Genomic DNA, 14,121 nt, shown 5'->3' with positions numbered 1-14,121 from the left:
CGCCGCTCAACCTCACCTTCGACCCCAGAGGATCGCCCATGGCTAAACCCAATTATTCCTTCGCCAAACGTCAGAGAGACTTGGCCAAGGAGCAGAAGAAAGAGGAAAAGCTTCAGCGCAAGAAAGCTACAGCTGAAGAAGAAGCCGCCGCACTGAACCCGGATGCAGAAGGTGAAGTGGCCGCAGAAGATGATGTTGAAGCACCGAAAGATCAGGCGCCCGACGCCTGAGACCCTCAGGGCCCGATGATCTGATCAGGCCCACCGGATCTGTGTCCAGGGTCAGCAGTCACTTTGCTGACCCTCACAGTCCCCTCTGAAATACCCCCATCTAGAAACTATTTACACATCTCCACTGTGGGAGCGGGCTTGCTCGCGAAAGCGGTGTGTCATTCAACATTAATATCGACTGACACACCGCTTTCGCGAGCAAGCCCGCTCCCACAGGGGATCTGCGTTAGTCCAGCGGCATTACGGTGACACGGACTTCGGGGTCATGGTTGCCGCCACCCAGAATCACCCCACGCAACGGTGAGACATCGGAGAAATCCCGGCCCCAGGCCAAGGTGATGTGTTCCAGCGCCGGCTGCACGTTGTTGGTCGGGTCGCAATCCACCCAACCGAGTACCGGGCAAAACACCGAGACCCAGGCATGAGACGCGTCCGCGCCGATCAATCGAGGCTGCCCGGGTGGTGGCTGGGTCAGCAGGTAGCCACTGATGTACCGCGCCGCCAATCCACGGGAGCGTACGCAGGCGAGCATCAGATGCGCGAAGTCCTGACAAACACCGCGCCGGCGCTCCAGCACTTCCACCAGCGGTGTCGCCACTTGGGTCGCTGCAGCGTCGAAGGTGAATTCGCTGAAAATCTTCTCCATCAGCGCCTGAACACCCAACAGCAGCGGCCGACCCGGTGGGAAACAGCTTTCGGAAAACTCGACGAAGTTGCGCTTCAAATGCACGTAGGGTGATTCGAACCGGTAACGACACGCTTCCAGCAATTCGGGGGAAAGCGGCAGACTGCTGTAGGTCAGCGCATTGCGGGTTTCTTCCCATGCGGGGGATTGATTGAAATCCAGCGCAGGCCGGGCCAGCACTTCGACGGTGAGCCGGGCGTTGACCAGCAATTCATCGTGCGGCCGCTCGAACGCCAACCGGGTCAGCGGATTGCCGAACACATCCAGTTCATCTCGGCGCGTAGTCGGGTCGGGACTGATCTGCAGTTGCTGCTCGGTGCAGCGCTGCCAGGCACACGCCCGCGGCCATAGGTGCGCGAGCTGCTGAGCCAGAGAGACCGGGCTGTCGTAGTGGTAATGGGTGTCGTGGAGAATCTGGTAATGGGCGCTCATCAGACGGACACCGTGCGCTGGCTGACGTCATCGACGTGGGCGAAATGGCGCAAGGCCAGACGATCCGACACTTGCCCACTGGCGTCGGCGATTTCTTGCAACAGGTCGGCTAGCCCCTCAATGGCTGCCCGAACGCTGGCTTCGCCGAACAGCGAGTTCTCCAGGCATCCCAGATCGAACTGTGCCAAGCGTTCCACCAACTGCGGCAAGCCCGCTTCGCGAGGCACACCGAAGTCGTCATTCAAGCGTTTCAAGGTTCGAGTCACCAGTTTCAACTGAAACAGCACGGCGTGGGGGTTCTGCTCGTCGAGCAGCAACAGGTCAAGCACCGGGATCAGTTGCGCCACCGCCAGATACCGCGAACGGTAAGTGATGCTGCTGTTGCCCAGCTCCAGCAGCCACTCCAGTCCGGCCTGATCGAATGCACCGGCACCGCGCAGAAACGCCGCCAGGCTGGCGCTGAGAAACTGCAGACGTTCGATCCGGCGGCCGATCATCAGGAAGCGCCAGCCTTCGTCCCGGGTCATGTCGTCGAGGGCGAAACCGGATAACGCCGCCAGGGACATCACCAGACGGTTGAGGAAATCCAGCAATTCGCCGAAATCCGGCTCTTCGGCTTCCAGCTCCATGGCTTCGCGCTGCAGCTCCACCAGCGCTTGCCAGTTTTCCCGCGAGAGCTTGCCGCGCACTTGCGAGGCCGCCCACTGCAAACGTTGCAGGTTGGAGCGCAGACTGAACGACCAGTCATCGCCGAGCAATGCCGCCAGCAAACGCTCCGGCAACTCGCCTTCATCGGGCAACAACATCAATCGTTCGCCCAGATCGACCGCCGCCTCCAGGGCTTGCGGGTCATCGCCATCGACATACCGAGCCAGCATGATTCGCAGCAGCCGCGCGCTGTCATCACAGCGCTCGCAGTAACGGCCGAACCAGAACAGGTTTTCCACCACCCGCGACGGCAGATACGGATCCCGTCGCACCAGGTCGTGCACACCGATCGTACGCTGGGTTTTCCATTGCTCACCACTCGGCGGGCGATCGCCCAACACCCAGGTGTCTTTGCTCGCGCCACCGCGCTGCATCGACACCACTTCGGCGTCAGCCTCGGCGGCAACCCGGGTAAGGCCGCCGGGCAGAACCCGATAACCCTCACGGCTGGCCACGGCGTACACACGCATGCCGATGGCCCGGGGTTGCAGATGACCCTCTTCAGCCTGCCAGATCGGGGCTTGAGAAAGTTGAGCCAATTCTTGCGCCACATAGGCGTAAGGCCTGGCCTGCATGCGCTCAGCCAGCTCCTGGCGCTGTTTTTCACTCAAATCGCGCCCAAATACTGGCGTGAAGCTCTGTGACGGGAAAGCCGGTTTGATCAACAACTCCGGCAATTTTTCCAGGGCCTGAGCCAGCACCGGTGCTTCACCGCACCACCAGGTCGCGATGGAGGGCAGAATCAGTTCTTCGCCGAACAGGAATTGATTGATCTTCGGCAGGAAACCCAACAATCCCGGCGACTCCAGCACACCGCTGCCGAGGGCATTGGCCACCAGCACTCGCCCTTGGCGTACCGCTTCCAGCAATCCCGGCACGCCAAGGGCCGAGTCGGTGCGCAGCTCCAGCGGATCGCAGAAGTCATCGTCGAGCCGCCGCATGATCGCGTGGACCCGGCGCAGTCCGCTCAAGGTTTTCAGGTAGACCGTGGCATCCCGGACGGTCAGGTCGCCGCCCTCTACCAGTGGATAACCGAGCTGACGCGCCAGATACAGATGTTCGAAATAGCTTTCGTTGAAACGTCCCGGTGTCAGCAGCACGATCAGCGGCGCTTCGTCATCACTCGGCGCCTGTCGGGCCAGGGTTTCCTGAAGCGTGCGGAAGAATCCGGCCAGGTGCTGCACTTTCAAATCGCGGTACAACTCGGGAAAGGCCCGGGACACGATGGTGCGGTTTTCCAGCGCATAACCGGCACCGGATGGTGCTTGCGTCCGGTCCGCCGTGACCCACCAGCGACCGTCGGGTGTACGCGCCAGATCCACGGCGTACAGGTGCAGAAAAGCCCCGTCGGGCGGGGTGATGCCCTGACAGGGCCAGAGGAAGTTGTTGTGGCCGAAGACCAGCTCAGCAGGCAGCAAGCCCTCGGCGATCAAGCGTTGCGGGCCGTACAAATCTGCGAGCACAGCATTGAGCAAGCGTGCCCGTTGGGCGATACCGGCCGATAACTGCTGCCATTCATCAGCAGCAATCACATGCGGTAGCAGATCGAGTTCCCACGGCCGATCGGCACCCTTGGGGTCAGCGTAGACGTTGTAAGTCACGCCGTTTTCCTGGATCTGCCGGGTCAGCAGCGCCTGACGCTGCACCAATTGCGTTGGTGTGCTGCGTTGCAGTTGGTCGAACAACCGACGCCAGTGCGGGCGCACCGCGCCGCTGTCGTCGAGCAGTTCGTGATAAGTGCCCGCCGTCAGCGGGTAGCGGTCAAGCAGGTCAGGCATGGAAAGCTCGGCAGACAGCAAAGAACGGTCAGACTAACGCAGGCTCATGACGCCCGGATATACGAAAAATCCGAGCGTCGCGTACGGTTTAGAAACGTCGTAAATCGAGAGTCATCGGCAGCTCGTCGTTAATTTCCATATTGGGTATAGGAAGTTTCCCCGGCGTATGTCCGATGCGGAAGAAACGCGCCATTCGCCGGCTCTCTGCCTCATTGGCGTTCACCGGCAAGCTGTCGTAGTTGCGCCCGCCCGGGTGGGCGACGTGGTACTGACAGCCACCCAGCGAGCGCTGCATCCAGGTGTCGAGCAGGTCGAACACCAACGGCGCGTGGACCGGGATAGTCGGTTGCAGGCAGTTGGCCGGTTGCCAGGCGCGGAAGCGCACGCCAGCGACAAACTCGCCGACCCGCCCGGTGGGTTGCAATGGCACCGGGATGCCGTTGCATGTCAGAAGATAACGCTGCGGCGGCAAGCCCGTAAGTTTGACCTGCAAGCGTTCCAGCGACGAATCCACATAACGCACCGTGCCGCCGACTGCGCCCTCCTCGCCCAGCACATGCCAGGGCTCCAGCGCCTGACGCACTTCCAGCTCGATCCCGCTCACCGCGTAATCGCCGACCTTGGGAAAACGGAATTCCAGATGCGCCGCGAACCACTCCGCACGTACGGGATAACCGGCGGCATTAAGGTCGACGATGACGTCGGCGAAGTCTTGCTCGATAAAGTGCGGCAACAAAAACCGATCGTGCAGCTCAGTGCCCCAGCGTGCCAGTTTCGGCGGCGCATAAGGCTCGCGCCAGAACCGAGCCACCAACGCCCGCAACAACAATTGCTGAGCCAGGCTCATGCGCGCATGGGGCGGCATTTCGAAGGCTCGCAGCTCAAGCAATCCAAGGCGACCGGTAGCACCGTCCGGTGAATACAGTTTGTCGATGCAGAACTCGGCACGGTGGGTGTTGCCGGTCACGTCGATCAGCAGGTTGCGCAGCAGCCGATCCACCAGCCACGGTGCGCACTCCTCACCCAGCTCAGGCATCTGGGCAAAGGCGATTTCCAGTTCATACAAGGCATCGTTGCGTGCTTCGTCAACCCGTGGCGCCTGAGACGTCGGGCCGATGAATAATCCGGAAAACAGGTAGGACAAAGACGGATGGTTATGCCAGTAGCTGATCAGGCTGCGCAGCAGATCGGGGCGGCGTAGAAACGGTGAGTCAGCCGGCGTCGCGCCGCCCAGTACGAAATGGTTACCGCCGCCGGTGCCGGTGTGCCGGCCATCGATCATGAATTTCTCGGTGGTCAGTCGGGTCTGGCGTGCCTCTTCGTATAGAAATTCGGTGCGCTCGACCAACTCATCCCACGTGGCAGAAGGCTGCACGTTGACCTCGATCACACCCGGGTCGGGCGTGATGCGGAAGTTACTCAGCCGCGGATCGCTCGGCGGTTCATAGCCTTCCAGCAACACCGGGCAATGCAGTTCCTCGGCGGTCGCTTCGATGACGCTAACCAGTTCCAGATAATCCTCGACCCGTTCCAGCGGCGGCATGAACAGATACAACCGCCCTTCTCGCGCTTCGGCGCAGAACGCCGTGCGGGTCAGCCAGTCGGCGGATTCGTCGATCTTTGGCGTGCGTTCATCAGCAACCGCAGGCTCGCCTTGGCTCTGAAGTTGTGCAGTGTCGGGCAGTGCTGGGAAATCCTGATTCGGGTCCACAGGGTGAATGAACGGGTACTCCGCCGCTTTCACCCAAGGCTGCGAGCCCAGCGGCAAGCGATAGCCCAGCGGCGAATCCCCCGGCACCAGTCGGCAATGCTCATCGCGCAGATACCAGCGGCCGCTCTGCCATTGATCCCCCTTGGCGGTGCGTGCCAGCGGCAGGACCTGGCCGATGACTTTGTCCAGACCCTGGCTGAAGACTTTGCGCAGGCGTGCACGCTCCAGAGGCTCTTCAAGACGCGAGTCTTCGGCGCTGACGTTCTGCGGCAAAGTGCCTTCGCGCCAGAGGTAATAGAAATTGTCTTCGTAGGCAGGGAACACAAACCGTGTGGGGATTTTCAGGCGTTCGGCGACACTCGCCAGAAAGCGTCCGGCCAACTCGCCATTGGCACCGTAGTCTTGCTGCTCATCGGCAATCAACGCGCTGTTGTGCCAGATCGGTACATCGTCGCGGCGCCAGTAGCAGTTCAGCGACCAGCGCGGTAATTGCTCGCCGGGGTACCACTTGCCCTGACCGAAATGCACCAGGCCTTGGGGCGCGTAGTGCTTGCGCATGCGCTGGAACAGTTCGGCGGACAGACGCCGCTTGTCTGGCCCAAGTGCCGCCGTGTTCCATTCGGCCCCGTCCGGGTCATCGATGGAAACAAACGTCGGTTCGCCGCCCATGGTCAGGCGTACATCACCCTCCAGCAGGTCGGCATCAATCTGCCGACCCAACGCCTGGATCGCCAGCCATTGGTCTTCGGTGTAGGGCTTCGTTACCCGTGGTGCTTCCCAAATCCGCTCCACGGACATTTCGTGGGTGAATTCGCACTCGCACGGTTCAACCAAGCCACTGATCGGTGCCGCAGAGCCCGGATCGGGGCTACAGGCCAACGGAATGTGTCCTTCACCGGCAAACAGCCCTGACGTCGCGTCCAGGCCGATCCAGCCTGCACCGGGCAAATAAACCTCACACCAGGCGTGCAGGTCGGTGAAGTCCACGTCAGTGCCCGACGGGCCGTCGAGGCTTTTGACGTCGGCGGTCAGTTGAATCAGGTAGCCGGAGACGAAACGCGCCGCCAGACCGAGGTTGCGCAACAGTTGCACCAGCAACCACGCGGAGTCGCGGCAGGAACCGGAGGCATGTTCGAGGGTATGTTCGGGCGTTTGCACGCCCGGCTCCATGCGAATCAGGTAGCCAATGTCTTCACTCAGGCGCTGATTGAGCGCGACGAGGAAATCCACACTGGGCAGTGGCGTGCGGTCGATGCCATCCAGGTACGCCTTGAACTTCGGTGTCAGGGGCAAGGTTTCCAGGTACGGCGCCAGCTCCTTGCGCTCATCCGCGGCGTAGGCGAACGGAATCTTTTCCGCGTAGGGCTCAAGGAAGAAGTCGAACGGATTGAAGACCGCCATCTCCGCCAGCAGATCGACTTCGATCCGCAGCTCATCGGTTTTCTCCGGGAACACCAACCGCGCCAGGTAATTGCCCTGAGGGTCTTGCTGCCAGTTGATGAAGTGCTGCTCGGGCGACACTTTCAGCGCGTAGGACAGTATCCGCGTGCGACTGTGGGCGGCCGGGCGCAGGCGAACGATCTGCGGACCGAGCTCGACGGCGCGGTCGTAGCGGTAATGCGTGACGTGGTGCAATGCGACATGAATCGACACGGCGTGCCTCCTGCGAGCCTTAAGCGTATTGGAAAGCGCGCAAGACTTATGCCATCGCGCAGCGCTGGCGCTTTCTCCGGTTGCTTGAGGCAGTACAGCACCAAAATCGGGCGATGCGGGAATTTGGTTTGCATCGATTGCACGGATTTGTGGCGTTCAGCTGCATAGTCGCCACCAACACCGGCCTCTTCGCGGGCAAGCCCGCTCCCACAGTGTTCGAGGTTGTCTCCGGTTCTGTGTTCACAGCAGATCCCTGTGGGAGCGGGCTTGCCCGCGAAGAGGCCGATTGCCCCAACACAGCTTCCGACCCAGCGCCCCGGTTTTCCGTGGCGCAGAAACGCAAAACGCCAACCCGAAGGTTGGCGTTTTGTTCAGCTCAAGCGAGGCTTAGCGTGGTACGACGGGCTTACGCGCAGGCTTGGGCCCCTTGCCTTTGGCCGCGTCCTTGCGCTCTTTGGCCGCCTGCTGGTTGCGGGCGAATGCCGCAGCCTTGGCCTGTTCACGCTTGTCCCACGGGTTGCCGCCATCGCTGGCGCGCGGTGGCAAGCCAGTGTGCTGGGTCAGGATCTTGGTGGTCTTTTCCCCGGCCACTTTATGGCTGCCGGCCGGTGTCGAGTTCTTGCGACGGGCGCTCTGGTAGCTGTCGGTCGCTGGCTGATGCAGCGGGATCAACTGGTTCTTGCCCGGCCCGATCAGGTCGGCGCGGCCCATGCGGGTCAGCGCTTCACGCAGCATCGGCCAGCCTTTCGGGTCGTGATAACGCAAGAAGGCCTTGTGCAGACGACGCTGCTCTTCGCTCTTGACGATGGTCACGGCGTCACTCTTGTAAGTGACTTTGCGCAGCGGGTTCTTGCCCGAGTGGTACATCGCGGTGGCGGTGGCCATCGGCGACGGGTAGAACGCTTGCACCTGGTCGGCACGGAAGCCGTTGCCCTTGAGCCACAGGGCCAGGTTCATCATGTCTTCGTCGGTGGTGCCCGGGTGAGCGGCGATGAAGTACGGAATCAGGTACTGCTCTTTCCCGGCTTCCTTGGAGTACTTCTCGAACATGCGCTTGAACTTGTCATAGCTGCCAATGCCCGGTTTCATCATCTGGTTGAGCGGACCTTCCTCGGTGTGTTCCGGGGCGATCTTCAGGTAACCACCGACGTGGTGGGTCACCAGCTCTTTGACGTACTCCGGCGACTCGACCGCGAGGTCGTAGCGCAGACCGGAAGCGATCAGGATCTTCTTCACACCCGGCAAGGCACGGGCGCTGCGGTACAGCTGGATCAGCGACGAGTGATCGGTGTTCAGGTTCGGGCAAATGCCCGGGAACACGCACGAAGGCTTGCGGCACGCGGATTCGATTTCCGGGGTCTTGCAGGCGATACGGTACATGTTCGCGGTCGGGCCGCCGAGGTCGGAAATGACGCCGGTGAAGCCGGGGACCTTGTCACGGATCTCTTCGATTTCGCGAATGATCGACTCTTCGGAACGGTTCTGGATGATCCGGCCTTCGTGCTCGGTGATCGAGCAGAAGGTGCAGCCGCCGAAGCAGCCACGCATGATGTTCACCGAGAAGCGGATCATGTCGTAGGCAGGGATCTTTTCCTTGCCGTACGCCGGGTGCGGAATGCGCGCATAGGGCATGCCGAACACGTAGTCCATTTCTTCGGTGGTCATCGGAATCGGAGGCGGGTTGAACCAGACATCGACTTCGCCGTGCTTCTGAACCAGCGCACGGGCGTTGCCCGGGTTGGTTTCCAGGTGCAGCACGCGGTTGGCGTGAGCATAAAGAACCGCGTCACCGCGGACTTTCTCAACCGAAGGCAGACGAATCACGGTCTTGTCGCGAGTCATCTTCGGGCTCGCCAGGATCTGCACGACCTTGGCTTCGCTCGGGTCTTCTGCACTTGAAAAAGTCGCACCCTTTTCCTGCTCGATGGTGCACGCCGCAGTGTCCTGGGTGTTCACGTACGGGTTGATGATCTTGTCGATCTTGCCCGGACGGTCGATGCGCGTGGAATCGACTTCGTACCAGTCTTTCGGCGTGTCGCGACGAATGAACGCGGTACCGCGCACGTCGGTGATGTCTTCGATCTTGTGACCGTAGGACAGACGCTGGGCGACTTCGACGATCGCACGCTCGGCGTTGCCGTAAAGCAGGATGTCGGCGCAGGCATCGATCAGGATCGAGTTGCGAACCCGGTCCTGCCAGTAATCGTAGTGGGCGATGCGGCGCAGGGACGCTTCGATGCCACCGAGAACGATCGGCACGTTCTTGTAGGCTTCCTTGCAACGCTGGCTGTAAACCAGGCTCGCGCGGTCCGGACGTTTGCCCGCCATGCCACCCGGGGTGTAGGCGTCATCGGAACGGATTTTCTTGTCGGCGGTGTAGCGGTTGATCATCGAGTCCATGTTGCCGGCCGCGACACCGAAGAACAGGTTCGGCTCGCCGAGTTTCATGAAGTCGTCTTTGGACTGCCAGTTCGGCTGGGCAATGATCCCGACGCGGAAGCCTTGCGACTCCAGCAGCCGGCCGATGATTGCCATGCCGAACGACGGATGGTCAACGTACGCATCACCGGTGACGATGATGATGTCGCATGAATCCCAGCCAAGCTGATCCATCTCCTCCCTGCTCATCGGCAGGAATGGCGCTGGACCGAAACATTCGGCCCAGTACTTGGGATAGTCAAATAACGGCTTGGCTGTTTGCATGACGATGACCGGTGTTGAGATGAAAAATCGCGGGCGCGGAATATAGCACAAAAATTAACCAATTCCGACAATAGCGGTCGGCTTTTACCATCAGGTCTGCCCTTGACCGATACATCACATTTCGCTGAACACACGTCACTACATAGATATTCTTCAAGAAAAAAACCCGCGAGTAGTCTGGCGCTTCAACTACCAGACTGGCTTATCCAGAGCCACGGAGCTCCCTTGAACGATTCGACTTTACTCAATACAGTCCCCGCACCTACCCCGCCGCCCCTATCTGCTCATGCAAGCTTCATCCAGAGCAAGCTGCCTGGCTGGCTAGTCGAGGGATCACCTGAACAGCGCAAAACGTTTCGCGCCTGCCTGCTAAAAAGCAATGCAGCCAGGCAGGCGTTGGCCCCCGTCTTCGAAGATCTGAAAAACCCCTTGAACTTTGCCCGAACCTTGTTGAGCGAAAAGTTCACAGGACACCTGGGATCGCTGGACGCTGAAAAATCCACACTGCTACGCGAGTGGAAGAACTCCCACCTCTTGGGGCTGATCAAAACACACCATAAAACCACCGAACAAACGCTTGTAGACGCCGCTCTGCAGAACTTCGAACCTTCCGAAGCCCTGAGCGGTGGTTTTGAAGCGGGATCGGCCATCTATTTGTCCGGGCGCGACGAAAAGAAAAAAAGCGCTATCAGCCCAGAGCACTTCGCCGAGGTTTGTCGCGAACTGGACATCGGCATGCAGTACCAGAGACACATCAGCGAAATACTGGAACCTTCTGCGACTGCGGGAACAACCGCCACTCGCTCGGCAAACCAGATAAAAGCCCTGATCAGGAACGACGACCAAAATACCTTTGAGGCGGCGATCCACATCGCCCTGATGAAGAAATCCATCAGCACAGATCTTTACGCACTATTACTCGAACTGAGCCACGCAGGCAGCCACAAGGACTTGATCTGTTCACACCTGACCCTGGACGGCATAGCCCTTCCGGGCATCGTGGTACTTCAGGATAAATGGCCTCAGATTAAACACGTTCTTTACATTCCCGATGATCCCGATGACGCGATCAAACGATATGACTCGTATAACGCTCTTCAAACAGCCCTGGCAATTAAACTGGACACACCCTCCTACCGGAAATTCTTCAATCGCTTCATTCCGTTTGAGCGCCAGGGAACGCCGCTGACCACAGGCACTTTGTGGTCAGGCGCAAACCGCCCTAGTAATCCGTCGTTTGCCAAACCCTTGGTGCGTGTGAATATTGCCGGTGACTTCTATGAAACGGTCTTCAGGCAACGCATTGCCCACCTGAAAGCTGACGCACGTGTGCTGGCGGTCCCCACGGCAGATGCCAACACCGCCGGCAGCTTGAAAAAACGTCAGGAGCTCGAGGCAGCAGGAGAGTCGCTGTTATTTTTCGCCGCGTCCTTCATACCGATCATCGGTGAAGTGATGTTGGCGGTAACAGCCTTGCAGTTACTCAACTCGGTCTATCACGGCGTTGCCGCCTGGAGTCGTGGCGATACCGATGAAGCCCTGAATGATCTGCTGGATGTCGCAGACGCCGCTGCCCTGGGCATCATCACGGCCGGCGCAATAAAAACCACCGGGATCGCCACCAACCTGGTAAAAATCAGGTTGCGCGACAATAGCGAACGACTCTGGCACCCCGATCTGACGCCCTATCGGAAGGCACTTCAACTCCCTGAAAATATCCACCCCAACGCTCAAGGGTTGTATAACCACAACGCAAAAACCTATGTAGCGCTGGAAGACCATTTCTATGAAGTAAAGGTCGACACCGCCACCCAGCAGTGGGAGCTGCAACACCCTTCTGACCCAAACGGGTATGCCCCACAGATGTTTCAAAACGATGCCGCCGGATGGCGCCATCTGCACGAGGACCCAAGCACTTGGGATGGGTTGAAACTGATCAGGCGTCTTGGCACTGTCGCACGCAATATCCGCCAAGAAGCCGTCGAGCCCATTCTGCTGGTCAGCGGATTAGACAGATTGGCTCTCATTGAACTTCATCTGAGCACCCAACGTCCGCCGGCCCTGCTGACCGATGTATTGAAGCGCTTTGATTTGAGACAGGAAATAAAAGATTTCAAGATAGAACGTAGCAAAGGCACTAAAACCGGCCCTTACTCACCGTTCATCTTGCTGCACCTGCTCACCACACTGAGCGGCTGGCCAACCACTCGACACCTGACCGTCGTCGATGGGACTGAAACGCTGTTTGCTTTTGGTGACTCCGTCAATGCAGCACTGCCCGAACTTAGATTGACCTACGCCCAACTCAGAAACGGTGAACTGACAGACGCTGTTGTCGAGAAGCTGAGAATTGAAGAGCTCAGTGAGCTATTCAAAGGGCTGGTGCCATCCACTGCCTCTAACGCAGAGCGCCTGGCGCAGTGTCTTGAGACCCACCTTGCGGCAACAAAAGACCTGCTGTTCCCAAAAATTTATGCGCTGACCGATCAACCGGAAAACCCGATAGACGAACACATTCGCACGAAGTATCCAACGCTGCCAAAAAGCTATCTGCAGCAGCTGACACTCAGCCTCAGCGCACTGGAAAAACAGCAAATCGTGCGGGAAAGGCAGTTGCTGCCTCTCATGGAAACGGAAGCAGACGAATATTCCAAAGAAGTTGAAACAGCACGTACTTATGAGGGGCTTTATCTTGATTCCGCCCGCCCTCTTGACACCGACCAACTCATCCTCATGAACCTCAGGCACTTGCCCAACTGGGCCGACTCGGTGCACATCGAAATGCGTGATGCCACCCTCAACGGCACATTGCTGAGCAGCGTCGGCAGTGACACAGCCGTTCATCGCAGAGTTCTGGTTCGAGAAGGAGCGCAGTACAGGGCTTACGATGCTGCGGGAAATCCGCTTAGTGGACTGGCCGATCTCTACATCTCGATCAAAGCGGCCCTGCCTGAAGCCGAGCGCTTTGCCGCGGCCAATAGTTGGGCTGACCGTGTAAAAACCGCGATCAACAGCGTCATAGAGCGTCTGCACAAACAACCACTGGCTATTCGGGAAGGTGTTGCGTCATGGCCTACCGAGCCCGCAAACCCAGGCTTCCCCCTTGACACCCATTTCGCCCGGCAAGAAACACCGACGAACCTGTCGCTGCGCGCAGACGGCGTTTATGAACAGCGCCCCCTATAAGGTGGCACGCACACGTATTACGTGCTGGAAAACCGCCTGTACTACCAAGTGCAATATGCCAAACCGGGTTGGCAAGTCATCGATGCACGCAGCCCCTATCGAGCGTACAAGCCCTACGTGCGGCAAAAGGCTGGAGGTGGTTGGGAGATCGATACCGATAGCGGGTTACCGGGCGGCACGCCGGGCGTTGGCTCGTCAAGGCACCTCGATATCCCGGAGGAGGCAAGCGGCAGCTATCACAGCGCTACCGAATACGTCATGCCTGTGCCATTCACTGCCGCCGAACACGACCGCATGTCCAGCATCAGATCCTTTCAACAGACCCCCAACACACGCGGTAACTATGATCGTGCCAACAACGGCCGCTACCCCCTCAGGGACCTGAAAGGGCAACCGTTACGCATCAAAAAAATTCAGCAGCAGGTCAAATCTGCTGATGGCGGTACCCGCTACGGGGCCGCGGCAATCAAACCTTACATTCAATGGGAGGGCTTCGAAGGCGTTGCCAACCTGTACGAAGAAAAACTGGCGCTACGCACATTCACCGCCGCCGACTGCAAGGTGCCTGAGGAAAGGACCTTGATTGGGCAAGACATGGTGAGCAGCAAAAAGCCGCTGGTTAAAGGGGAGATTCTTGGGGTCTATGGTGGAGGATTGATACCCGGTTATGTCGGTGTCGCCAGAAAGGACCCGTTCCTCATCGATGTACTGCCTGGGAAGCTGTTCACCCACGCCAGGCCTCCTACCGTTCTGTTGTCCGGAGACAATGTGCTGTCCCGAATGAATACCCTCTTCGAGTACGAACAGGGCAAGCCGGCACGACAGGCAACAACGGGTTACAACGTCGAAGCCGTGCCGTTTGATGTGGAGGTTCAAGCCCAAGGCGGGGGCAAGGAAAAATACCTGCTGTATGCATTCTTTGCCATCGACGACATTCCCGTCGACAACGAGCTACGTTGGAACTATGGCTACACCGAGCAAGCGATCAGAAACCTGTTCGCCTGAAACACAGCTATCAACCGCCGACACCCTCGA

At 59.2% G+C, this 14,121-nt stretch carries 7 protein-coding genes; 3 read left to right on the top strand and 4 right to left on the bottom strand.

What is annotated here, in order from left to right:
- Positions 1-38 precede the first annotated feature (38 nt).
- Positions 39-230, top strand: coding sequence for a hypothetical protein (locus ACMXYH_RS03765; RefSeq protein ID WP_018928487.1), 192 nt, complete (start codon positions 39-41; stop codon positions 228-230).
- A 226-nt stretch (positions 231-456) separates the two neighbouring features.
- Here ACMXYH_RS03765 and ACMXYH_RS03760 read toward each other — a convergent pair whose 3' ends face one another.
- The 4 genes from ACMXYH_RS03760 to ACMXYH_RS03745 form a co-directional block, all read right to left on the bottom strand.
- Positions 457-1,347: a transglutaminase family protein gene (locus tag ACMXYH_RS03760; protein WP_415766340.1), complete on the bottom strand. Its 891-nt coding sequence runs from the start codon at positions 1,345-1,347 to the stop codon at positions 457-459.
- Positions 1,347-3,833, bottom strand: coding sequence for a circularly permuted type 2 ATP-grasp protein (locus ACMXYH_RS03755; protein ID WP_134419855.1), 2,487 nt, complete (start codon positions 3,831-3,833; stop codon positions 1,347-1,349). Before ACMXYH_RS03755 ends, ACMXYH_RS03760 begins: the two co-directional genes overlap by 1 nt.
- Positions 3,834-3,921: 88 nt before the next feature.
- Complete coding sequence (locus ACMXYH_RS03750) at positions 3,922-7,197, bottom strand: DUF2126 domain-containing protein (RefSeq protein ID WP_129438954.1); 3,276 nt, start codon at positions 7,195-7,197, stop codon at positions 3,922-3,924.
- Between the two features lie 387 nt (positions 7,198-7,584).
- Positions 7,585-9,900 carry a YgiQ family radical SAM protein gene (locus ACMXYH_RS03745; RefSeq protein ID WP_415766339.1) on the bottom strand — a complete coding sequence of 772 codons (2,316 nt, stop codon included), beginning with the start codon at positions 9,898-9,900 and terminating at the stop codon, positions 7,585-7,587.
- Between the two features lie 225 nt (positions 9,901-10,125).
- Here ACMXYH_RS03745 and ACMXYH_RS03740 point away from each other — a divergent pair, with 225 nt between their 5' ends.
- Both ACMXYH_RS03740 and ACMXYH_RS03735 read left to right on the top strand, forming a co-directional pair.
- Positions 10,126-13,086: a dermonecrotic toxin domain-containing protein gene (locus ACMXYH_RS03740; RefSeq protein WP_415766338.1), complete on the top strand. Its 2,961-nt coding sequence runs from the start codon at positions 10,126-10,128 to the stop codon at positions 13,084-13,086.
- Positions 13,087-13,107: 21 nt separating this feature from the next.
- Positions 13,108-14,091, top strand: a complete 984-nt coding sequence (locus tag ACMXYH_RS03735; RefSeq protein WP_415766337.1) for a hypothetical protein — start codon at positions 13,108-13,110, stop codon at positions 14,089-14,091.
- Positions 14,092-14,121 lie beyond the last annotated feature (30 nt).

The organism is Pseudomonas frigoris (genome assembly GCF_047758635.1).
Lineage (GTDB): Bacteria > Pseudomonadota > Gammaproteobacteria > Pseudomonadales > Pseudomonadaceae > Aquipseudomonas > Aquipseudomonas frigoris.
The sequence above is the reverse complement of the archived record's forward strand: the minus strand, read 5'-3'. Positions and strand labels throughout refer to the sequence as shown.

Excerpts from the sequence above, each read along its gene's own strand:
- ACMXYH_RS03765 (WP_018928487.1), top strand. The coding sequence starts at position 39 with ATGGCTAAACCCAATTATTCCTTCGCCAAACGTCAGAGAGACTTGGCC.
- ACMXYH_RS03760 (WP_415766340.1), bottom strand. The coding sequence starts at position 1,347 with ATGAGCGCCCATTACCAGATTCTCCACGACACCCATTACCACTACGAC.
- ACMXYH_RS03755 (WP_134419855.1), bottom strand. The coding sequence starts at position 3,833 with ATGCCTGACCTGCTTGACCGCTACCCGCTGACGGCGGGCACTTATCAC.
- ACMXYH_RS03745 (WP_415766339.1), bottom strand. The coding sequence starts at position 9,900 with ATGCAAACAGCCAAGCCGTTATTTGACTATCCCAAGTACTGGGCCGAA.